Annotated in this window: 20 protein-coding genes; 14 read left to right on the forward strand and 6 right to left on the reverse strand. The window is 37.7% G+C overall.

The features are described from left to right. Positions 1-31: 31 nt before the first annotated feature. Positions 32-325: a YtpI family protein gene (locus tag OSO01_RS13825; protein ID WP_147211028.1), complete on the reverse strand. Its 294-nt coding sequence runs from the start codon at positions 323-325 to the stop codon at positions 32-34. Between the two features lie 247 nt (positions 326-572). Between OSO01_RS13825 and OSO01_RS13830 the strand changes: the two genes are divergently transcribed. Next, entirely contained in the window at positions 573-1,517 is a 945-nt protein-coding gene (locus OSO01_RS13830) for a DHH family phosphoesterase (protein ID WP_147211029.1), read from the forward strand. 280 nt (positions 1,518-1,797) lie between these two features. On the opposite strand, the gene ytrI is transcribed toward OSO01_RS13830, so the two are convergent. Then, complete coding sequence (gene ytrI / locus OSO01_RS13835; protein ID WP_147211030.1) at positions 1,798-2,304, reverse strand: sporulation membrane protein YtrI; 507 nt, start codon at positions 2,302-2,304, stop codon at positions 1,798-1,800. After that, complete coding sequence (gene ytrH / locus OSO01_RS13840) at positions 2,304-2,636, reverse strand: sporulation membrane protein YtrH (RefSeq protein WP_147211031.1); 333 nt, start codon at positions 2,634-2,636, stop codon at positions 2,304-2,306. Before ytrH ends, ytrI begins: the two co-directional genes overlap by 1 nt. Before the next feature lie 353 nt (positions 2,637-2,989). On the opposite strand from ytrH, the gene dnaE reads away from it, so the two are divergent. From dnaE to OSO01_RS13875, 7 genes are all read left to right on the forward strand, one after another. Then, positions 2,990-6,307 (forward strand): DNA polymerase III subunit alpha, encoded by a 3,318-nt coding sequence (dnaE, locus tag OSO01_RS13845; RefSeq protein ID WP_147211032.1) that lies wholly within the window; start codon positions 2,990-2,992, stop codon positions 6,305-6,307. A gap of 324 nt (positions 6,308-6,631) precedes the next feature. Next, positions 6,632-7,870, forward strand: a complete 1,239-nt coding sequence (gene ystJ, locus OSO01_RS13850; RefSeq protein ID WP_147211033.1) for an NADP-dependent malic enzyme — start codon at positions 6,632-6,634, stop codon at positions 7,868-7,870. Positions 7,871-8,425: 555 nt separating this feature from the next. After that, positions 8,426-9,280: an acetyl-CoA carboxylase, carboxyltransferase subunit beta gene (gene accD, locus OSO01_RS13855; protein WP_147211034.1), complete on the forward strand. Its 855-nt coding sequence runs from the start codon at positions 8,426-8,428 to the stop codon at positions 9,278-9,280. A 6-nt stretch (positions 9,281-9,286) separates the two neighbouring features. Continuing rightward, positions 9,287-10,243 (forward strand): acetyl-CoA carboxylase carboxyl transferase subunit alpha, encoded by a 957-nt coding sequence (accA, locus tag OSO01_RS13860; protein ID WP_147211035.1) that lies wholly within the window; start codon positions 9,287-9,289, stop codon positions 10,241-10,243. A gap of 357 nt (positions 10,244-10,600) precedes the next feature. After that, entirely contained in the window at positions 10,601-11,560 is a 960-nt protein-coding gene (pfkA, locus tag OSO01_RS13865) for a 6-phosphofructokinase (RefSeq protein WP_147211036.1), read from the forward strand. Positions 11,561-11,603: 43 nt separating this feature from the next. Then, positions 11,604-13,364, forward strand: a complete 1,761-nt coding sequence (gene pyk, locus OSO01_RS13870; RefSeq protein WP_147211037.1) for a pyruvate kinase — start codon at positions 11,604-11,606, stop codon at positions 13,362-13,364. Between the two features lie 301 nt (positions 13,365-13,665). Next, on the forward strand, positions 13,666-14,061 hold the full coding sequence (locus OSO01_RS13875; RefSeq protein ID WP_147211038.1) for an FxsA family protein: 396 nt from the start codon (positions 13,666-13,668) through the stop codon (positions 14,059-14,061). A gap of 4 nt (positions 14,062-14,065) precedes the next feature. Here OSO01_RS13875 and ytvI read toward each other — a convergent pair whose 3' ends face one another. After that, complete coding sequence (ytvI, locus tag OSO01_RS13880) at positions 14,066-15,172, reverse strand: sporulation integral membrane protein YtvI (RefSeq protein ID WP_147211039.1); 1,107 nt, start codon at positions 15,170-15,172, stop codon at positions 14,066-14,068. A gap of 753 nt (positions 15,173-15,925) precedes the next feature. Between ytvI and citZ the strand changes: the two genes are divergently transcribed. The 6 genes from citZ (at position 15,926) to OSO01_RS13910 (ending at position 22,846) form a co-directional block, all read left to right on the forward strand. After that, the gene (gene citZ / locus OSO01_RS13885; protein WP_147211040.1) at positions 15,926-17,044 is read left to right on the forward strand and encodes a citrate synthase; all 1,119 of its coding nucleotides are present in this window, start codon (positions 15,926-15,928) and stop codon (positions 17,042-17,044) included. Positions 17,045-17,105: 61 nt separating this feature from the next. Further along, entirely contained in the window at positions 17,106-18,380 is a 1,275-nt protein-coding gene (gene icd / locus OSO01_RS13890) for an NADP-dependent isocitrate dehydrogenase (RefSeq protein ID WP_147211041.1), read from the forward strand. Positions 18,381-18,529: 149 nt separating this feature from the next. After that, positions 18,530-19,468 carry a malate dehydrogenase gene (mdh, locus tag OSO01_RS13895; protein ID WP_147211042.1) on the forward strand — a complete coding sequence of 313 codons (939 nt, stop codon included), beginning with the start codon at positions 18,530-18,532 and terminating at the stop codon, positions 19,466-19,468. A gap of 209 nt (positions 19,469-19,677) precedes the next feature. Next, a complete protein-coding gene (locus OSO01_RS13900) occupies positions 19,678-21,090 on the forward strand; it encodes a hypothetical protein (protein WP_147211081.1) in 1,413 nt (470 codons plus the stop codon). A 204-nt stretch (positions 21,091-21,294) separates the two neighbouring features. After that, positions 21,295-22,275, forward strand: a complete 981-nt coding sequence (locus OSO01_RS13905; RefSeq protein WP_147211043.1) for a zinc-binding dehydrogenase — start codon at positions 21,295-21,297, stop codon at positions 22,273-22,275. Between the two features lie 25 nt (positions 22,276-22,300). Next, positions 22,301-22,846, forward strand: coding sequence for a GNAT family N-acetyltransferase (locus tag OSO01_RS13910; RefSeq protein ID WP_147211044.1), 546 nt, complete (start codon positions 22,301-22,303; stop codon positions 22,844-22,846). An 81-nt stretch (positions 22,847-22,927) separates the two neighbouring features. On the opposite strand, the gene OSO01_RS13915 is transcribed toward OSO01_RS13910, so the two are convergent. Beyond that, a complete protein-coding gene (locus tag OSO01_RS13915) occupies positions 22,928-23,785 on the reverse strand; it encodes a DUF421 domain-containing protein (RefSeq protein WP_147211045.1) in 858 nt (285 codons plus the stop codon). Between the two features lie 14 nt (positions 23,786-23,799). After that, on the reverse strand, positions 23,800-24,003 hold the full coding sequence (locus OSO01_RS13920; protein WP_147211046.1) for a DUF1657 domain-containing protein: 204 nt from the start codon (positions 24,001-24,003) through the stop codon (positions 23,800-23,802).

The raw sequence follows: 24,003 nt of genomic DNA on the forward strand, positions 1-24,003 counted from the left end.
GCTTTTTAACAAGTACAGCTCACGTTTTTTCTTATTGTGGATGCAATCTTCTCCACTCTTTTTGATAGTGACGTGCTTCTTTAAAACCGCGGATAAATTGCATTAAACCTAAAATGAAGATAACTAGGCCGATAAACAGGCTAAGCTGTGTAAGGTAAAGCGTATATTGATTGATAGCAAAAGCCATCATAAACGCTCCCAGACAGGATTTCGATCTGCCATTGTAATATTTTTGGGTTAACGTGCTTTTCTCTTTCAGGATGGATACTTTATAATAGATATAAAAAACAACTGAAACGATAATTATTATTGGGAAGATAACCATTTAAATGCTCCTAATTACATATTCTAAATTCTATGTTTATTGTACCGTTTTTTAGATGTGAAAGAAAGTATAATATTTTTGCGGAAATTAATTCTTATGCGGGAATGACAGCAATCAACTGCGAGTGCCGAAAACTAAGGAGCTGGTGTATAAGCGCTCTTAGCTTGCAAATGTGTCCCGCCTTTCTGATTTATAATTAATTTTAGAGAACCAATTGAGATACCATATATAGGAAAGGAAGATAGTCATGGAAGTTACAAAAATTATTGAAGCGATTGAAAAAAGTCGGAAAATTATTATACACCGGCATGTGCGTCCTGATCCGGATGCAATCGGCTCACAGGTGGGTTTAAAAGCACTAATCAAAAACTCTTTCCCGGAAAAAGAAGTTTATGCTGTAGGTGAAGATGTTCAGTCCTTAACCTTTTTAGCGCAGATGGACCAAGTATCAGATGATGCGTACTATGGGAGTCTGGTAATTGTCTGTGATACAGCCAATCAGCCGAGGATTGATGATGAGCGTTATGATACAGGAAAACAATTAATAAAAATTGATCATCATCCGGTTACAGATTCTTATGGAGACATAGAATGGGTGTCCACAGATGCAAGTTCTACCTCCGAAATGATTGTTGAGCTTGTTTTAGAAGCACAGTCACGGGGCTGGGCACTGAATAATAATGCAGCCCGTTTATTATATGCAGGAATTGTTGGTGATACAGGAAGATTTAAATTTCCGAGCACAACTGTAAAAACCTTTCAATATGCCGGAGAACTGGTTCGTTATGATTTTGACAGATCAGGTCTTTATGATGAACTATATCAGGCAGAGGAAAAGGTACTGCGGTTAAGCGGCTATATTTTACAGCATTTTCAATTATCCGATAATGGACTATGCGTCATTAAGTTAACAGCAGATTTGCTGGAAAAATATGATGTCAGCGTAGAGGAATCCAATCAGCTGGTTCAGGTGGTAGCAGATGTGAAAGGGATTAAAGCTTGGGTTTTTCTTATTGAAGAAGAAGATCAGATACGGGTGCGTATACGTTCAAAAGGAGTTATTATTAATGGAATAGCAGGTAAGTATAATGGTGGAGGACATCCATTAGCCTCTGGTGCAACAGTGTATTCATGGGAGGAAGGAAACGATTTAGTATCTGATTTAGAAAAAGTATGCAGAGAATACGTTTAAAGTGATTATAGATGCTGGAGCTTCAGGTTAATATTAGTTTCTGCTTTACTAGAAAATGCTAAGGGCGTTATGTTTCAAAATAGGAGCTGAAATAAAACATCTACTGAACTTTAACTAAAGAATTTCCGCTCTCGTGGAATATAAAGAGATTTTGTCATGGACTGGATAAACTCCCGCTTCAAATTTTGACAGAAATTAAAGTGGGAGCAGCTCATGCAATAACATCCTTAGCAATCTGTTTAGGTGTTCGATTAAACTGAAACGGTTCTAGTTGCGTAAATTATCTTACTGAAGCGGGTAAGACAGCTATTTTTAATTCTGATCCCAATGCAATAATTTGACTTACAGTGAACTGGTAGCTCATGCCGTCAAGAGTGAAAGCTTTATTTTCAATGGTAGAAATAAGCAGCTCATCTGAACGTGATATAAGCTCTACCTCCTGGCCGATGACATGATTGATTTCATCGCGGATTAAAGCGCGGAGCTGATCCTGCATTAATAAATCAATTTTCATAGAATCCGGATCTTCTATTTCAACCGTGATTTTTGAGATGGTAAGTGGTTGTCTGGATTGTTCACTCAAATCCTCTTTATCTTTCAGCAGTGTTTGATTTGTGTGCTCAAGGTCGGTTACTTCATTAGACAATTCAATATTTTCTTTTAACACTTCTTCATACATGGTACCGTACATATATGTGAAAACCATATAGGAAATAATAGTGCCAAAAAAGAAACCGACAAAAATCAGCTGCCAGTTTGTTTTTTTATGATATGGCGGGATATGCATTATGGGACCTCTCCTTGAGAAAACCATTGGATAATAATCAGGCCGACCTTTACGCCGCCCATAGCAGATAAAATTAATAGTATTTGTTTAATTAAATCCATTGGTGTTCCATCAAATAAACCTCTTTCAAAGTTGGCAATAGCATCAAAAGTTCCTCCGATAGCAGCAACAATTCCCCATATCCTTAAGCGTTCTGCGATTCGATTCATCGAAGTTAAAGCAGCGTCTCCTGTTGCAAAATCTCCGATGCTCCCGATAATAGAGCCTCCGATGATAACTCCTAACGCAATGAAAAAACAATGAATAAATGCAGCAAAAAACCTTTCCTCCATATTGACACTCCTCGCGCTATAGCTTGTCTTATAATTGGCAATCCTTATGATTGGAGGTGCTATATTCTATCCTATGAATGAAATAGGCGGGATATGAGCAAAACTAAATTTATAGGCACATATGTACTATCTTGTTATAATGGACATAGAAATGTGTGTTCAAAAAGTTCGAGGCAGCGCAGAATTATACTATTAGATGCAGGAACAGCTAAAAGTAAGCTAACGAACTTCTCAGGAAGCGGTGACTTCTATATTGCCTGCACAATGTGGGCGGTTTTAGGAGACACTCCTCGTCTCGACATGCGATTCATATTAGACTTTTTGAACATCCTCTAGAAAGAAGGCGGAGTAGAATGACGTACACACATATCTCAGTGAAAAGCGGCTATAGTTTAATGGAGAGCACCATTTCTATACAAAAGCTTGTTCAAAAAGCAAAAAATTTACATTATCAAAGCCTGTGTTTAACAGACGAGGCTGTTCTTTATGGTGCCATTTCATTCTATAAAGCTTGTATGGATCAAGGGATTAAACCAATTATCGGAATGACTGTTAATGTTCAAATAGAAGAAAATGAACCAGGAAATCCGTTTATTGTACTAGCCAAAAATAAGACAGGATATCAACAACTGCTGAAGTTAAGTACGTATTTACAAACAAATCATATTGATATATTAACTGCCAGCCAGCTTTCGAAATATACAGAAGGTGTCATTGGTGTTTTATCAGGAAAACATTTCCTTCAAGGCAGTAATCATTCTGCAGAAGCTGATACAGGTTTATTCTTTCAAGAGTTAAAAAAAGTAGAAGCATACTTTCAACCAGGTGATTTTTATGTCGGAATTGATTCTGATGCACATCAGCTCCAGGTTTGGAAGGAAGCAGGCTTCTCTTATACAGCTATGCAGGATGTTCTGTATTTAGAAGAACAGGATATATTAGCATATGATTGCTTGCAATCGATGCGCTTTGGAGAGAAGTGGGGTCCAAAACGGAAGGAACAGTTACCTGAAGGTCATCATTTTTCTTCTCCGGAAGAAATGAAACGATTATTCCACGCTTGGCCAGAGCTGCTCAATAAAACAGAAGAAATTGCCGATAAATGCTCAACATACTTAAATTTTGATGAACAGCATCTGCCATCCTTTCCAACCCCAGACCGGATATCTGCAGATACTTACTTGCGACAGTGCTGTGAAAGTGGGTTGGAGGATCGTTATACAAACATTACAGAGGTACATCGGAACCGGCTTGAGTACGAGCTGGACACAATTATAAACATGAATTACAGTGATTATTTCTTAATTGTTGCGGATTTTATTCAATTTGCGAAAGATAATCATATTATGGTCGGACCAGGAAGGGGTTCGTCAGCTGGATCCATTGTAGCTTACATTTTAGGGATTACAGAGGTAGATCCTTTAAAATATAATCTGTTATTTGAACGTTTTTTAAATCCGGAAAGACTTACCATGCCAGATATTGATGTGGACTTTTCTGATATTCGGCGTGACGAAGTAATTGATTATGTAAGAGATAAATATGGAAGAGAGCATGTTGCGCAGATTATTACTTTTGGAACCTTTGCGACGCGTTCTATTCTTCGTGAACTGATGAAAACAATGGATGTTCATGATCAGGATGTCAGCTATATTTTACGAGAGCTGAAGGGAGCATCTTCTAAAAGTATCCAAAGACTGTTACAAGATTCAACAGAATTGGCAGCGTATGTGAAATCATCTGAAAAATTAAAGACTTTATTTTCAATAGCGATTAAATTAGAGGGGTTACCCAGAAATGTATCCACACATGCTGCAGGTGTAGTAATCAGCGAGAACCCTTTAGTGGCAGATGTTCCTTTAACAAGCGGCACAGGAGAAACGTATTTGACGCAATATGCAATGAATGAACTGGAAGCAGCAGGATTATTAAAGATGGACTTTTTGGGGCTTAGAAACCTTTCACTAATTGAAAGAGTAACAAATGGTGTAGCATATACTTTAAAAAAAGATGAGATATTAGCGGATATTCCAGAACAGGATGAAAAGACTTTTACTATGTTGCGAAGAGGAGAAACCAGCGGGGTCTTTCAATTAGAATCAGCAGGGATGCAAAATGTACTTAAAGAACTGCAGCCATCTTCATTTGAGGACATTGTAGCGGTAAATGCGCTTTACCGCCCAGGCCCAATGGATTTTATTCCTGTATATATCCGGCGGAAATATAAACAAGAGCCTGTAAGCTATCCGCACCCAGATCTGGAGCCGATTTTAAAATCAACGTACGGTGTTCTGATTTATCAGGAGCAGATTATGCAAATTGCTCACCGTATTGCCGGTTTCAGCCTTGGTGAGGCTGATATTTTAAGAAGAGCGGTAAGCAAAAAGAAGCAGGGTGTTATGCAGCAGCAAGAGGAGGCTTTTATCAAAGGGTGCATAAAGAATGGCTATTCTCACGCTGTGGCCGGAGAAATATTCAGCTGGATTGTCCGTTTTTCCAATTACGGTTTTCCGAGAAGTCATGCAGTAGCCTACAGTAAAATATCCTATCAGTTAAGCTTTCTGAAAGCACATTATCCAGCAGTGTTCTTCTCATGTCTGTTGACCGATGCCAAGAACCAGCCTGAAAAGTTGTCGGCTTATCAGGAGTCATTAAAAGAACTTGATATTAATATACTCCCTCCGCACATTAATAGAAGTTATCAGCAGTTTACAGTTGAAAAAAAGATGATACGTGCTGGATTAGCCGCTATTAAGGGAATCAGTTATCAGGCATTAGTTCATATTTTAGAAATTCGGAAGGAAGCTTCTTTTACCAACTTTTTTGATTTTTGTATGCGGGTTGATATTAAAAAAGTAAATCGGGCGGCTATTCGAAATCTTGTTTTAGCCGGCGTGTTTGATGCATTTCACCACAACCGGGCAAGTCTGATTGCTTCCATTGAACCGGCTCTTGAACAGAAAGAGCTTTTTCAAGGGATGTACGAAGATGCATCTTTATTTCAAGATGCATTGGAATATACAGATATAGAAGATTACTCAACGATACAGAAGCTCACTTTTGAAAAAGAATTAATGGGTATTTATATATCAAATCACCCGTTTGAAAGCTGCCGGGATGTTTTAAGGGCGAACGGAATTATTTCACTCAAACAGGCAGGCAAATTCACTGGTAAGAGAAAAGAAATTTATACGGCTGGTGTTGTGGAAGAGGTAAAAGTTATTCGAACAAAAAATAGGGAAAGAATGGCCTTTTTAACTGTATCAGATGAGGATAAAAAGTTGGATGCTGTGATTTTCCCCGATTTATTCCGTCAAATTTCCAACCAGCTGGAGGAAGAGCAGATGGTTTGGATGCGTGTTTCTGTGGAAGAGAGAAACCAAAAGCTTCAGCTTGTTATAAAAGAAATTGGAGCTTTAGATCTTTCAGAGATAGGTGTACCTGAAACAAAAAAATTATTTGTACGAATGACAAATCAGGATAAAAGCAATGTTCTACAGTATTTAAAGCAATTAGCTGATCAGCATCCGGGTAAAATACCAGTGATTGTTTATAATCCTGTAAACAAGGAAACCTACCGTCTTTCAAATGATTATGCTTTATATTTGACGGAAAAAGAAATGAGACAGCTGAAAAGTTATTTTGGAAATGAGAATGTGGTAGAAAGGTAGTACCTGCAGCCTGAATGTAAATTAAAGTGATAAATAAATTGAAATGTATTGATTGGAATGAATCCTGGGAGAGTTACTTTTGCTGAAGTGACTCTCCTGGCTTTTAGTTATCATAAGAGTCGTGAAGCACTGTCGGCAGCAGAGTGTTTTTGGCAATATATCAGCTAATATTCAAATGATAGAAAAGATAGTAATTTTGTATGCAGAGTTACTTTACACAGGTTCATCATCTGTTATAATAAAAGGGATTTAAAAGGGCCTGGCCCAAATTGTAAGCGTAATAATTATACATATTACTTACAGTATTCAAAGGAGCGGGATTCGATGGCAAACCTACGAGACGAAGCGTTACATTTACACAAACAAAAGCAGGGGAAATTAGAAATAAAATCAAAGGTTCCCATGAAAAACAAAGAGGACTTAAGTCTAGCGTATTCCCCTGGTGTTGCAGAACCTTGCAAAGAAATTTATGAACGGAAAGAAACTGTCTATGACTATACGATGAAGGGAAATATGGTTGCTGTAGTAAGTGATGGATCTGCTGTATTAGGCCTCGGTAATATCGGTGCAGAAGCTTCTTTACCTGTTATGGAAGGAAAAGCGGTATTATTTAAAGGCTTTGCAGGAGTAGATGCTTTTCCGATTTGTCTGGATACACAAGATGTAGACAAAATTGTAGAAACAGTGAAATTAATGGAACCAACCTTTGGCGGAGTCAACCTGGAAGATATTGCAGCACCAAACTGTTTTATTATAGAAGACCGCTTAAAAAGTGAAACAAATATCCCTATCTTTCATGATGACCAGCACGGTACAGCAATTGTAACTGTTGCAGGATTAATGAATGCTTTAAAATTGGTAGATAAGGATTTCTCAAATATAAAAGTTGTGGCTAACGGGGCGGGTGCAGCAGGTATTGCAATCATTCGGCTGTTAAAGAGCCTGGGCGTTCATGACATGATTATGTGTGATTCCAGAGGAGCAATTTACGAAGGGCGTCCTAATGGGATGAACCGGGTGAAAGAACTTGTTGCAAAATATACCAATGCACAGAAGATAGAAGGAAGCCTGGAAGATGTTTTAGAGGGTGCAGACGTATTTATCGGTGTTTCAGTAGGCGGAGCATTAACAAAAGAAATGGTAAAGAAGATGAATGATGATGCAATTATCTTTGCTATGGCAAACCCTGATCCGGAAATTTTACCAGATGATGCAAAAGAAGCAGGGGCAAGGGTTATTGGAACCGGCCGGTCTGATTTTGCAAATCAGGTAAATAATGTACTTGCTTTTCCAGGGATTTTCAGGGGTGCGTTGGATGTCAGAGCAACACGAATTAATGAAGAAATGAAAATTGCTGCTGCAGAAGGAATCGCTTCTTTGATCTCAGAAGATGAGTTGAATGAGGATTATGTTATTCCTTCTCCTTTTGATGATAGAGTTGCCCCGCTTGTGGCCAAGCACGTAGCTGAAGCGGCAATGAAATCCGGTGTGGCCCGTGTCCAAGTAGACCCTGAGGAAGTAGCAGAGAAGACAAGAAATCTGACAAAAGAAATCAATAAATAATCTGTTCTGATAATTAGCCCCGAAAACATTTTTAGTAAAAGTGTTTTTGGGGATATTTTGTTTTAGGACAAATTTCTTCAAAAGAATACTGCTCTCATAGTACATGTTCAAAAGTTCTGGAAATAAGATGCCCGACAAATGATTATAGATGTGTTAATAATAGACTGATACCCTGCAGCTTATTATTTCATTTTTTTTTGAATATCCTCTTCATACGCATTTATTTTATTTTTAAATCTTAAGTTAATTCCAGTGGGAGAAGGCGTTTTAGCCGTTCGTTAAACAGCATAATTCACCTTACATTTGAGAAAAAATTATGTTTAATAAGAAAAACGTGATTGCACGACTTGGAATCAGGTGGTAATCTATTTGTTGGGATTCTAAAACTAAAAATACTTTCATTTTATGGAATAACTATTATAACTCGGCAAAATAGTTTACAATAGTAAAATAGGAAACAGCTCTTATTGAAAGCTCTATTTGAATACTAGATAATATACACAGCCTGTATATATATGCTCAGATAATCTAGTAGTAGAAAAAGGGGGGATAAACTTGCCACTTAAAGATTTTTTCGGCAAGCGTAAGAAGTATGCATCAATCCCGAGCGAGAAGGCGAAAGTTGATGTTCCAGAGGGTTTAATGCAGAAATGTGATAATTGTAAACAAATCTATTATCGAAAAGAAATAGTTAAATCTTTATATGTTTGTCCCAACTGCGGATATCATCATCCGATGACAGCATGGACAAGAATTGAAAGCTTATTCGATGAAGGGACATTTGAAGAATGGGATGCTGGTTTAACATCTGCAAATCCATTAAAATTCCCTGATTACGAGGAGAAGATTAAGAAAGACCGTGAGAAAACAGGCTTGAACGAAGCGATTATTACTGGCACAGGGGCGATTGAAGGTAAACAGACCGCATTTGCAGTTATGGATTCACATTTTCGTATGGGGAGTATGGGCTCCGCAATCGGAGAAAAAATAACCAGAGCAATTGAGGAAGCCAGAAAAGAATCTATCCCGTTTATTATATTTACAGCATCCGGCGGTGCCCGTATGCAGGAGGGGCTCTTAAGCTTAATGCAAATGGCGAAAACATCATTTGCTGTTAAGCGGTTCAGAGACAGCGGAAATTTAATGATTTCTGTTATGACCCATCCAACCACCGGCGGTGTATCCGCAAGTTTTGCATCTATTGGAGACTATAATTTTGCCGAACCGGGGGCACTAATAGGTTTTGCTGGTCGAAGAATTATCGAGCAGACTATTCGTGAAAAATTACCAAACGATTTTCAGACAGCTGAATTTCAATTAGAGCATGGGCAGATAGATAAGGTTATTCACCGTCATGACATGAAAAAAACGCTTGGAAAAATTCTTTCCATGCATGCAGATGGGAGGTAATCATAAGTGGCGCCAATAATGGAATTTGAAAAACCCATTGTAAATTTAAAAGAAAAGATTAAAGAACTAAAAGCATTCACAGAAAACAGTGAAATTGATTTGAAGGATGAAATTAGAACACTGGAAGAGCGCTTAGCGAAGCTGGAAGAAGATATCTATGGCAATTTAAAGCCCTGGAACCGGGTGCAGATGGCAAGACATCCAGATCGTCCTACTACATTAGATTATGTAGAAAGACTGTTTGAAGATTTTATTGAGTTTCATGGTGATCGTTTATTTGGTGAAGATGAAGCAATTGTTTCCGGTATTGCTTATTATAAAAATCAACCGGTAACTATAATTGGTCATCAACGTGGAAAAGATACGAAAGAAAATATTAAACGTAATTTTGGAATGCCGCATCCTGAAGGTTATAGAAAAGCATTGCGTCATATGAAGCAGGCTGAAAAATTCAACCGTCCAATTATCACTTTCATTGATACAAAAGGGGCATATCCAGGCAAAGCAGCCGAAGAAAGAGGACAAAGCGAAGCCATCGCCAAAAACTTAATGGAAATGGCTGGTTTAACCGTCCCTATTGTGTGTGTTGTAATTGGTGAAGGCGGTAGCGGTGGTGCATTAGGAATCGGTGTAGGAAATCATGTTCACATGCTGGAAAATTCTACATATTCCGTAATATCTCCAGAAGGAGCTGCCGCAATACTGTGGAAGGATGCAGGAGAAGCGCAGCGGGCCGCTGAATCGATGCAGATTACAGCTCCAGATTTGAAAAAATTGGGCGTCATTGATGAAGTGATACCAGAACCAAAAGGTGGAGCACATCGGGATATTGACGAACAAGCTGTATTTATCGATCAAGTACTTGAAAAGTCATTAAAAGAGTTAAAAGAATTGTCATCTGAGGATATTGTAGAAGAAAGATGGCAAAAATATAAAAAGATAGGTTCATTTCAAACGGTGTAAGTATCGTTTATAAAGGCTGAGAATGAATATCAGCCTTTATTTTAATTTGGATTATAATGAAAGAATCATGTAAAATAGATAGAGTAGTGGATGAAAGATAAGAAATCAATAATCGATTATTGATTTAATTTGATTTATAATTACTATGTCTAACGATATTCTTTATCTTTTATTTATATTAAGAAGCGTGTTCAGGTGTTTTAAAATTGTAGAAAAGGGAATTCGACAAATTAGTATAACTGTCTGATAACAGTTGCCTGTATTCCCCAAACAGCAGGAGTGATGATTCCAATATTTCGCAAATGCTTAAAAATAAGCTGAACATGGCGATATTTTAACAATGAGGTGAATAAATAAATGAAAAAAATTGGTGTTTTGACTAGTGGAGGAGACGCTCCTGGTATGAATGCTGCTATCAGAGCAACTGTGAGAAAAGCAATCTATCATGAGATGGAAGTAATTGGTGTCAAAAACGGCTACCAAGGTTTAATGGATGGTAACTTTGAAGAGATGCATCTTGGCTCTGTCGGCGATATTATTCATCGTGGAGGAACAATTCTATTCTCAGCAAGAAGTGAGAAGTTTAAAACGGATGAAGGACAGCTAAGAGCGGTTGAACAAATGAAGAAAGCCGGCATTGAAGGTTTAATTGTAATTGGCGGTGATGGCAGTTTTAAAGGAGCACAGAAGCTGACAGAAAAAGGTGTTCCTTGTATCGGTGTACCGGGAACAATTGATAATGATATTGCAGGAACTGATTTTACAATTGGTTTTGACACATCTCTTAACACAATTATAGATGCCGTGGATAAGGTTCGTGATACTGCTACTTCTCATGAGCGTACATATGTCATAGAAGTAATGGGACGCGATGCAGGAGATTTAGCGCTTTGGGCCGGGTTATCAGTTGGTGCAGAAAGTATCCTTATCCCGGAACAGAAGGATGAATTCTCTCAAATCGTTGATCGATTAAACCGTGGACATAAGCGTGGGAAAAAGCATAGTATTATCCTGCTTGCAGAAGGTGTCGGCAGCGGATTTGACGTTGGAAAGAAAATTGAAGAGGCTACCGATTTGGAAACAAGGGTAACTGTATTAGGACACATTCAAAGAGGCGGTTCACCGACTGGCCAGGATAGAGTGCTGGCAAGCCGGCTTGGTGCTGCAGCTGTAGAGCTGCTGCTAAATAATAAAGGCGGACGTATGGTTGGAATTAGAAACAACCAAATCGTGGATAATGATATTAATGATATCTTGAAAATGAAGCATCATATTAATAATGAAATGTTCCAGCTATCTAAAGAACTTTCTATCTAACATACAAAGATAGATTTTGGTTGAATTTTAAGGAGGAAATAAAATGAGAAACACAAAAATCGTTTGTACAATTGGTCCGGCATCGGAATCAATAGAAAAATTGGAGCAACTTATTGATGCAGGAATGAATGTTGCCAGATTAAACTTCTCGCATGGGGATTTTGATGAGCATGGTGCCAGAATCAATAATATTCGTGAAGCAGCAGCTAAGAAAAATAAAACAGTAGCTATTCTTCTTGATACAAAAGGACCTGAAATTCGTACAGGGAACTTTAAAGAAGGAAGAGCGGATCTTGTTCAAGGTGAAGAAGTGATTATTTCAATGAAGGAAGTAGAAGGTACTTCTGAACGATTCTCCATTACGTATGATGGGTTAATCAACGATGTTCATGAAGGCTCAAAAATTCTGCTGGATGATGGACTTATTGAATTAGAAGTAACAGGAATTAACCAGGATAATGGAGAAATTATAACTGTTGCGTTAAACTCTGGAGAAATTAAAAATAAAAAAGGTGTTAACGTTCCAAATGTATCCGTCAATCTTCCTGGAATTACAGAAAAGGATACGAATGATATTATCTTTGGGGTAGAGCAAGGAGTAGACTTTATTGCAGCATCTTTTGTCCGCCGTCCTTCAGATGTATTAGAAATTAAAGAAGTATTAGAGCAGCATAATGCAGATCATATTAAAATTATCCCTAAAATTGAAAACCAGGAGGGTGTAGATAATATTAACAGCATCCTGGAAGTTAGTGATGGTCTAATGGTTGCACGTGGAGACCTTGGCGTGGAAATACCTGCAGAAGATGTACCTCTAGTACAGAAAGAACTTATTAAAAAATGTAATACAGCCGGAAAGCCAGTTATTACAGCAACTCAAATGTTAGATTCTATGCAGCGGAATCCTCGTCCGACTCGTGCAGAGGCTTCCGATGTTGCCAATGCAATATTTGATGGTACAGATGCAATCATGCTTTCCGGTGAAACAGCTGCTGGTAATTATCCGGTAGAATCTGTACAAACCATGAGTAATATTGCGTTAAAAGCAGAATCTGCATTAGATCATAAAGCTATTTTAGAAGAGCGTTCTAAAAATGTTGATATGGAAATCAGAGAAGCTATTACACAATCAGTTTCTCATACAGCATATAACTTAAATATCGGTACGATTATCACACCGACAGAAAGCGGGTCAACATCCCGTATGGTTTCAAAATACCGTCCTAAAGCAACGATTATTGCTGTAACAGTGGATGAAATAGTAAATCGTCAGCTTTCGCTAGTATGGGGCGTCCATGCAGTTATGGGCACACCGACAAAATCTACAGACGAAATGTTAGAAGTAGCAGTAAAACGGGGGCTTGAAGCGGAAGTATGCAAACGCGGAGATACAGTGCTTGTTGTTGCAGGAGTACCTGCTGGAGAAAAGGGTACAACAAATCTAATGAAAGTCCATGTTATTGGAGATGTTGTTGCAAAAGGACAAGGTATCGGCAGAAGTAAAGCATATGGGCATGTTGTCTTCGCTAAAAATAATGAAGAAGCATTAACCCGTATGAATGAGGGTGATATTCTTGTAACCCATGCCACTGAAAAAGAAATGATGCCGGCAATTGAGAAAGCTTCTGCAATTATTACAGAAGAAGGCGGTCTGACTTCTCATGCGGCAGTAGTTGGTGTTAGTATAGGAATACCAGTTATTGTCGGCGTAGAGAATGTTTTTGAAGTATTAGAAGACGGTCAAGATATTACTGTAGACAGCAGCCGTGGACAGGTATATGCCGGCCATGCAGGCGTACTATAAAAAATAAGTTAAACCCCCGATTCGGGGGTTTTATTTTTAAGGCTGTATTGAACATGGTAAAATAATAACTGGTTCATTTATTGATTTTAGTGAAAAGACTTATTTGCGAAGGGAAGGTAATATGTTCAAAAAAATATTGGATTGCCAATACTTTGTTTCATTTTTATTACTGTGAAATAACTCATTTTCAATGATACAATTCAATGGATAGATAATATTGGTATTTCTATGTTTATATATTTAGGATATATATTCTGGGAACGGATAAAAATACCGTATCAAAGTAGAAAGGGTGTTGAAAATGAGAAATAAATACCTTCTTCTGGCATTTATAATTATCCCGGCAGTAGAGATTGGTGTTTTTCTTTGGTTAAGCCAGCTTATTGGTGTTTTATGGGTAGTTGGATTAATTATCGGAACAGCTATATTGGGTATTTTCCTAGCCAGGTATCAGGGAATGGAAGTTTTTAGACGTGCGCAGCTGCAAATACAGAGAGGTACACCACCAACCGATGAAATTCTCGATGGACTGGCAACGATGCTTGGAGCATTTTTGCTTATTATCCCTGGTTTTGTTTTAGATATAGTTGGTTTATTGTTACTGATACCCTGGACAAGAAATCAATTTAAAAAGCAACTAAAGAAAATAGCAATGCAGTTTGTAGGCAGAAACACAATAATTTACCGCCGATGGTGATAAATTATCCCTTAATATAAAGAAATAATTGCTGGAATACGCCTGATTTTTTGATGGCGAGTATAACTACTAAAATCACAGGAGCAAGGATAAATCCAAAGACCCCAAGCCATTGGATACCTAAAAACATCCCTATGAGCATCATTAAAGGCGAAATACCAATAGAAGTTGCCACAATTTTAGGCTCTATCAATTGCCTGATGATAATAATAAGGCCATAAAGAACAGATAAACCGATTGTTAAAGGATAATTAAAGGTTAAAAAGCTGAAAAGAATCCAGGGTATAATAATAATTCCAATTCCTAAATAAGGGATAAAATCGGCAATCGCAGCAAATAAAACAATCGTAAATGCATGCTCTACACCGAGAACGGAAAGCCCAATCCATAAAATAACTGCAGAAATACAGACCAATATGAGTTGTGCTTTAAAATAGCCAATTACAGCTTCTTTTAAATGAGAGGCTATTTTTTTATGAAGAGCATACCAATTGGAAGGTATAATTTCGCGAAACTTATTTTGGATGTTATGAAAATCATAGCTGATCATAAGAGTAGCCAATATAATAAAAATAAAAACAGTAAAGGAATTTGGCAGCATCATAAGAAAATTTGCCGTCTGCTGTAACAGCATTTGAAAGAACCGGGTTGAGGCTGCAGTAACAGATTCCGTAAAGGAATTTATATACTCATAGACCTCCAAACGATAATCAACATGTAAAGTAGTTAAAAGAGAAAGCAATTGATCATATAAAGGTAATATTTGGGTATCTAACAGTTGTTGAAACTGCTCCATCATATGGTGAAAATAAGCTGGCAGCCTGTCCGATAAGTAAAGAATACCTTGGTAGACCTCACTTACTAAAAAGAACAAAACGAAAGTGAACAAGCTGAAAAAAAGAATAAACGTGCTGACTAAAGCAAGTAATCTCGGCATTTTTAGCTTTTCTGCAAAAAATCTGATGAAGGGCTGAAAGAGAAGTGACAGTAAAAATGCTATCAGAATAGGATATATATAAGGGAAAAGCATATAAAGAAGAAAAATACTGCCGAATAAAATGATAATGATAATAAGACTGCGGATAAGTTGTCCAACGATTTTTGATTGCATTATATTTCCCCCAAATAAACGACCTTATTGTAATCTATGATTTTAGATAGCAAAGTAGAAGTGTTAAGAGTTTGAATTAGCATTTGGGGCTGGGATTACTCGTTCTGCGGAGAATATTGCTCCATCAAAAAAAGTATAGGAAACTTGTTCCAAAGGTATTTTAAATACTAATGCGACTGTTTGGAATGTGTCATTAAGATACCGGATTTTTATCTCAAAATACACGGCGGATTCAGGCGGAATGATTATCATACAAAGTTAAAAGAAAAAAATTAAACACATTGTAGAGAAGTAAAAAACCGTACTCAAGAAATAACCCTTAATAAACCGGGCTTATTTAACGCAAATAATGAGAAAATCAATTACAGAGTCCGTTAGCAGTTATTTTACAAAATTTAAACGGTTTCAATTCACATTCTGCTTATTATCATTTATAATGATAAATGGGCAGGCAAAAAGGATTGCTTTAATCAAATCAGGGTACAAATAAAGATAAAGTTTTTCTGAGTTTGTTTAAAAAGTAGAATAATAAATTATTTGATTCGTAACTTTCAAAAGATTTTGGTTCCACGTTTAATCGTCCACGAAACGCGAGTTCCATCACCTGATTGATACTAAGCGAATGTAATAATATTTGCTTAAATTTATTCCTACATAGCTTTAAACAGCCAAAATTTAGTTTGTCACCCTTGTATTATTTATTTAATGTAGAAATATGTAATACTCTGATTAACTGGAAAGGGAGAGGGTAATATGTCAACAACAAAAGGATTAGAAAATATTGTCGCAACACAATCAGCAATCAGTTCGATCATTGATGATCAATTATCCTATGTTGGTTATAAAATTGATGACTTAGCTGAAAATTCCAGCTTTGAAGAAATTATTTATTTACTTTGGAATCAAAAGCTTCCAACGAAATCAGAATTAGATGCGCTAAAAGCTGATTTAGCAAAGAATATGACCGTTTCAGATGCAATTATTAATCATTTGCGTTCATATGATTTAAAAAGTGTTCATCCGATGGCAGCTCTACGGACAGCGGTTTCATTATTAGGAATTTATGACGAAGAAGCAGACGATATGGATGAAGCAGCAAATAAGAGAAAAGCAATTCGTATTCAGGCAAAAATTGCTTCTATCGTAGCTGCATTTGCCAGAATTCGTGATGGAAAAGATCCAGTTCAGCCAAAAGAAGGCTTAAGCTATGCAGCAAACTTCTTATTTATGCTGAATGGAAAAGATCCGGAGGACATTGAAGTAGAAGCAATTAATAAAGCACTTGTTCTTCATGCTGACCATGAATTAAACGCATCTACTTTTACAGCTAGGGTTTGTGTAGCAACACTTTCCGATATTTATTCCGGACTTGTAGCAGCCATCGGAGCTTTAAAAGGACCGTTACATGGCGGTGCAAATGAAAATGTAATGAAGATGCTTCTTGAAATTGGTGAAGAAGAAAATGCTATCCCTTATATTAAAGAAAAACTGGAAAACAAAGAAAAAATTATGGGAATGGGGCACCGTGTATACCGTAATGGTGATCCAAGGGCTAAATTCTTAAAAGAAATGTCTAAGCAATTGACGAAACGTACCGGGCAGGAAAAATGGTATAACATGTCTATCAAAATTGAGGACTATGTAAAAGAGCATAAAGGTCTTCCTGCAAATGTTGATTTTTACAGCGCTTCTGTTTACCACAGCTTAGGAATTGATGAGGATTTATTTACACCGATATTTGCTGTCAGCAGAACTTCCGGCTGGATAGCGCATATTTTAGAGCAATATGCTGACAACCGCTTAATCCGCCCGCGTGCTGAATATAACGGACCGGATTTACAGGATTATGTTGCTATTGAAGATAGAGGATAATGATAATATCTTTAAAATGTAGTAGAATGTAATAGGAATCATTAATAGGAGGTTTTTATCTATGACACAAGGTGAAAAAATTGTAGTAGAAAACGGCGAAATGAATGTACCAAATAAACCAGTAATCCCATTTATTGAAGGAGATGGGACTGGCCCGGATATTTGGGCTGCTGCCCGCCGTGTTATCGAAGCATCTGTAGAGAAAGCTTATAATGGTGAAAAATCTATTGATTGGTTAGAAGTATATGCTGGGCAAAAAGCTTTTGATAAGACAGGTGAATGGTTACCAAAGGATACGCTTGATAAAATTAATGAATATAAGATTGCTATCAAGGGTCCATTAACTACACCAATAGGTGGCGGTATTCGCTCTCTGAACGTAGCTTTACGTCAAGAATTAGATTTATTTACCTGCCTGCGTCCTGTACGTTATTTTGAAGGTGTTCCATCTCCAGTAAAACGTCCGGAAGATGTTGATATGGTTATCTTCCGTGAAAATACAGAAGATATCTATGCTGGTATTGAATGGCAGGAAGGCACTGACGAGGTTAAGAAGGTTCTTAACTTCTTAAAAAATGAAATGGGCGTTAAAAATGTTCGCTTCCCTGAAACATCAGGCATTGGTGTTAAACCGGTATCTGAAGAAGGTACAAAACGTATTGTTCGTGCTGCTATTGATTATGCATTAAGTGAAGGCCGCAAAAGTGTTACTTTAGTACATAAAGGTAACATTATGAAATTTACTGAAGGAGCCTTCAAAAACTGGGGTTACGAAGTTGCTGAACAAGAATTTGGTGATAAAGTATTTACTTGGGCTGAATACGACCGTATTGTTGAGGCGGAAGGTAAAGATGCAGCAAACAAAGCTCAGGATGATGCATTAGCAGCAGGTAAAATCCTTGTAAAAGATTCTATTGCAGATATCTTCTTACAACAAATTCTTACTCGTCCAAAAGAGTTTGACGTAGTAGCAACAATGAACCTGAATGGTGATTACATTTCTGATGCACTTGCTGCACAGGTGGGCGGTATTGGTATTGCTCCGGGAGCAAACATTAACTATGATACTGGACATGCAATTTTCGAAGCAACTCACGGTACTGCTCCGAAATATGCAGGATTAGATAAAGTTAACCCGTCTTCTGTTATTCTTTCTGCTGTATTAATGCTTGAGCATTTAGAATGGAGAGAAGCAGCTGACTTAATTACAAAATCAATGGATAAAACAATTGGTTCTAAAGTGGTGACTTATGACTTTGCCCGTCTTATGGATGGTGCAACAGAAGTGAAATGCTCTGAGTTTGCTGATGAACTTATTAAAAATATGGAAGCATAAAAAAGACAGCTTTCTATTCTAAAAAAGAATATTGAAACAGAGTAATTAATTCTGTTAATCTTGAGAAAATGTTTGCAGCAACGATATAAATTATCATTTGCTGCAAACATTTTCTTCAAATAAAGGAACAAATAGTAGGAGGTAGTTTGATGGTTTCTGTACGTAAAAAGATTTCCGTTATCGGTTCTGGCTTTACAGGAGCAACTACTGCATTAATGGTTGCCCAAAAGGAATTAGGAGATGTTGTTCTCGTTGATATCCCGGATATGGAGAACCCAACAAAGGGAAGAGCATTGGATATGGCGGAAGCAGCTCCGGTTCAAGGTTTTGATGCGAGAGTAACTGGAACGTCGGATTATGCCGATACAAAAGATTCTGACTTAGTAATTATTACTGCCGGAATTGCACGTAAGCCAGGAATGAGCCGGGATGATTTAGTAAATACAAACGCAAAAATAATGAAGTCGGTTACAAAAGAAATTGTGAAGTATTCCCCGAATGCAATTATTGTTGTTCTGACTAATCCTGTTGATGCAATGACATATACAGTTTATAAAGCATCGGGCTTTCCTAGAGAACGTGTAATAGGACAATCAGGTGTGCTGGACACAGCTCGTTTTAGAGCTTTTGTTGCAGAGGAATTAAATATTTCTGTAAAAGATATAACCGGGTTTGTTCTTGGTGGACACGGTGATGATATGGTGCCGCTTACCCGTTATTCCTATGCTGGAGGGATCCCGCTTGAAAAACTTATTTCTCCAGAACGGCTGGAAGAAATTGTACAGCGAACCCGGACTGGCGGAGGGGAGATTGTAAATCTCTTAGGAAACGGAAGTGCTTATTACGCACCTGCTGCATCGTTAGCAGTGATGGCAGAGGCAATTCTCAAGGATCAGCGGCGTATTTTGCCATCCATTGCTTACTTAGAAGGAGAATATGGATATCAGGAGATTTATCTGGGAGTTCCTACTGTTCTCGGTGGAAAAGGAATGGAAGAAATTATCGAGCTGGATTTAACAGATGAAGAGAAAATACAATTAGATAAATCTGCAGACTCAGTAAAAAAAGTTATAGATATTCTAGAATAAATTTCAGTTAAAACGCAGTGGTAAATTCCAAAACCACTGCGTTTTTTCCTTAGTAAGTAAGATATTATACAACGAAACTTTATTACGCATGATTTTCTGTTCTTTACTATGATAAAACAGCCCTTACATCTATTTCTATTATTTTTGTACCCTCTGTCTTCATTGCTGCATAGGCTATTGTACACATTGAAGGAGAGGATATGAATAAGATGGGTTTAACTATCCCGCATTTACTGTATGGATTTTTCACTTTGCTTATTTTGGTGACAATGATTTTTCGGAGAGGGATTGTCCTTCCAAGCTTGCTGGGAACGTTTGTTATTGCGTGTGTCTATAAGGGAAGCATAGTCAGTGGGTTTATGGCTATTTTTTACGCTAATTTAGTTGCTGCCCAAGAGCTTTTCAGCATCTTTTTGATTATTACTTTTATGCTTGCATTGTTAAACGCACTAAAGGATTTACGGGCAGATGTGCTTATGATTCAGCCGATTCAAAAGGTCATGACTAATGGACACCTTTCTTATTTTGTTTTGATTATTGTTACGTATTGTATCTCCTTATTTTTCTGGCCAACACCAGCCGTGCCGCTTATTTGCGCTTTACTTGTTCCTGCGGCAATAAGGTCCGGGCTTCCCGCTATTACAGCTGCAGTTGCAATTACCATTGCAGGCCAAGGGATGGCGCTGTCCTCTGATTATATTGTTCAGGTAGCTCCGGCGTTATCCGCGAAAGCTGCCGGTGTAGAAACTTCAGTAGTTGCAGACCGGTCTTTGGTTCTATCTCTTATTACTGGAGTAATTGCTTCTGTATTAGCCTATTTATTTTATCGGAAATCTATCCGTTCAAAAGAAGACCCGAGAAATCAGGTAGAAGCAGAACAAATTCAAGACTATGATTCTTCCGGGCATAAAGCAGCTTCAAAGCATCTGATCAAATGGAGCCGTATTTTTGCTTGGCTGGTGCCTGTTGTTTTACTGGCCGTAGTTGGGTATATGCTCTATAATAAATTTTTTGGATCCAGTGATTTAATAGGCGGAGAAGGTGCTGCTCTTGTAGGAGGAGTAGCGGTTATTTTATTATTACTCGCTACAGGTGTATTCGGAAAACGAAATGCATTGGATTATGTTGGTAATCACATTACGAATGGGTTTGTCTTTGCTTTTAGAGCAATGGGACCAGTCATTCCTATTGCCGGATTTTTCTTTTTAGGAAGTGCTGAGTTTTCCAAGGATATCCTGCTTGTAGAAGAAGCGCCATCTTTTTTATTTGAAATTATTACCTCTATCCAGTCTTTTCTTCCAGAAAGTACGGTCTTTGTTGCTTTTAGTTTATTGTTAGTTGGTATTATCACTGGTTTAGATGGATCTGGTTTTTCTGGCTTACCTTTAACAGGAGCTTTGGCTGCATCATTACAATCTTCTTCTATAGATGCAAGTACATTAGCTGCAATTGGTCAGCTTGGGGCAATTTGGTCAGGCGGAGGTGCACTAATCGCTTGGTCATCTCTTATTGCTGTAGCAGGATTCTGTGGTGTCTCTGCAATTGAATTAGTGAGGAAAAATTTCTTTCCAGTAGTTATTGGTTTAGTTATTGCAACAATTGCAGCTGTTTTTATATTTTAGGCTTTTAAGATAAAGAGCTTTCTTTTTTATTATAAAGAGAGCTCTTGTACATAATAAATTCGTGAGCTTATAATTGGGTAAAAGAATCATTAGTATTTTAAAATGAATATATAGGCTGAATATTATCTCTTTGTGAAAAAATAATATTCCAAAACCAGCAGAACTATCACAATATTATATGAATAATGGAGAGGGGTTAGATTGATGAGAGCGCTTGTACATGAAAACGGCAGTTTACAAATGAAAGAAATGGAATTGCAGGAGCCTGGGGGATCAGAAGTAGTTATTAGCCTGAAGGCAGCAGGCCTTAACCGGCGAGATTTAGGTATCCCTAATCGCAGAAAGGGAACAGACAAGGCTCTGATACTTGGTTCAGATGGGGCCGGAATTGTTGAAAAAGTAGGCAGAAACGTTACAGATGTAAAGGTTGGAGATGAAGTAATTATTAATCCTGCATTACGCTGGGTAAAAAATAATGAAGCTCCACCGGTAGAATTTGATATTTTAGGGATGCCGGATCATGGAACGTTTGCTGAAAAAATTGTTATTTCCGAAGATCAGGTAGAGCCCAAGCCATCCTTTATGAGCTGGGAAGAAGCAGCGGCCTTCCCATTGGCTGCCTTGACAGGCTATCGGGCGATGTTTACAAAAGGTCAGCTTCAAAAAGGAGAGACTGTTTTTATTCCTGGAGCAGGCGGAGGGGTGGCAACTTATCTAATTGCATTTGCAAAAAATATTGGTGCGCGGGTTATTACAACATCAAGAAGTGCTGAGAAAAGAGAAAAGGCTGTAAAACTTGGAGCAGATGTTGTTATTGATACAGCTGATGACTGGAAGGAAAGACTGGGGAATGAAACAATCGATATGGTTATTGATAGTAACGGAAAAGCAACCTTTAGCCGTTCTTTAACTATTTTGAAGAAGGGAGGAAGATTTGTAACGTTCGGTGCAACTACGGACGATATTGTGGAGTTTGATCTGCGTTCTTTCTTTTATGGGCAGTACAAGCTTATTGGATCCACGATGGGCTGCAGAGAAGAATTGATTGCTGCTCTTGAGCATGCTGAACAATACCAATTACATCCGGTGGTCGATCGTGTTTTTTCTCTCGATCAAAGTTTAGATGCACTCAGCTATTTAGACGGAGGAAAGCAATTTGGAAAGGTAATTATTCGTATTTCTTAAATCCAATAAGAAAGAAGGCAGGCCTATGGAATTTTCAAGTATGGAGACGGAGCGGCTGCGCTTAATCGAAATCAATCAGGAGCATAAACAGAAGATATTTGAGATTTTTTCTAAGGAAGAAGTTACCCGCTATTATGGAATAGAGCCATTTCAAAAAATAGAACAAGCCGAAAAAATGATTGATTCCTTCCAAAAACATATTCAGGAAAATAGAGCTGTTCGTTGGGGGATAGTACCGAAAGATACGGAAGAGTTAGCAGGCACTATCGGATTAAATAATTTGCAGATATGGAATAAACGGGCTGAAATTGGGTTTGATATGCATCCTGATTTTTGGAGAATGGGATATACAAGTGAGGCTGTTAAAAAAATACTGGAATATAGCTTTCAGCAATTGAATTTAAAAAGAGTCGGCGCCATTACCTATCCTGAAAACAAGGCATCTAATCAGTTATTAGACAAGCTTGGATTTCAAAAAGAAGGATTGTTAAGAAGTTATATTAATCTGCCGGAGTATTCTCAGGATACCTGTATTTATTCATTTTTAAAAGAGGAATGGGAGCAAAGATAAAACAATAAAGGCAGGAGGCTTTCATATAGCTGAAAAAGTCTCACTGCCTATTTTTGTTGCTTATTTAATATTGGGCTCCTATTATTTTAAATAAGGCTCTATTCGTCTTATTGCTTCCTGAAGCCGTTTTTGGTTCCGGTCGTATAATTCCTTGGCTTGAGGGTTATCTGTAGCTAAAGCAAACAGTTCTAGATCTGCCTGACATTTTTTCATACTGGCTAATAAAAGAGCAGACTGTGCAGGTTCAGGCACGGCAATATGATCATCATACAGATCAAGGAAAAGCTGTCCCTGATGATCAACTTGACCGAGAAAAACGTTATCTATTGTGACGTTTTGTTTCTCTAATTCAGCTTCAAGCCAGGTTGGATTTAAAGAAGCATTAGCCAGAGGCTCCAGCAGTATATTACCGTCTGCAATAACGGTTTGCGGTTCTTTGTCAGGTGCTGGAGCGATATTTAAGTCTTTTAAGGTTATTGGCCGATTTTCCCGTTTTGGCAGAACATTTAATTCTCCAGTCGGCTCTAAAACAGCAAATTCTACATCGGAAACAAGGAATTGATCGTTATTCCTGAGCTTTTCTAACAGGTCATCGGTAGAATAGCCTTCTTTTTTTAAATTTTCCTCCATCACCTTCCCATTTTGAATAAAAACAGTACTTTTTCCATCTGTGAAGTCCCGTATACGCTTGCTTTTCAAGGATAACTTTTCAATTGTGAATGCAGCAATAAACCAGACAAACATGGCTAATAATGCATAATAAAAGCTATTGTATGGATCAACAGTATGGAAGGCGGCGATTCCTCCGAGTACAATTCCAGAAATGGTTTCAAATATATTGAGCTGAGATAATTGCTTTGCACCCAGCCATTTTACAAAGAAAAATAAGACTGTGATTAAAATAATGGACCGAATAATAATAGATATCCATTCAGGCATGCTTTTCCCTCCCTTTAGGATTTATATTGCGGTTCTTGTTTGTCAATATGAATAATTTGCTGATGTATATCCTGACGTGCAATCTTAATTAACTGAGAAGTCTCGTCTATAGTTGTTTTTAAATCTTGTTCTGTTGTTGAGGCATGTAAAAGATCTAATCCAGCTTCAATGGATTTTAAGGTAGCATAACATGTTTTTACTTGTGATCCTACTGTCAT

The sequence above is a fragment of the Oceanobacillus sojae genome (assembly GCF_007991515.1).
In the GTDB taxonomy this organism is placed as follows: Bacteria; Bacillota; Bacilli; order Bacillales; family Amphibacillaceae; genus Oceanobacillus; species Oceanobacillus sojae.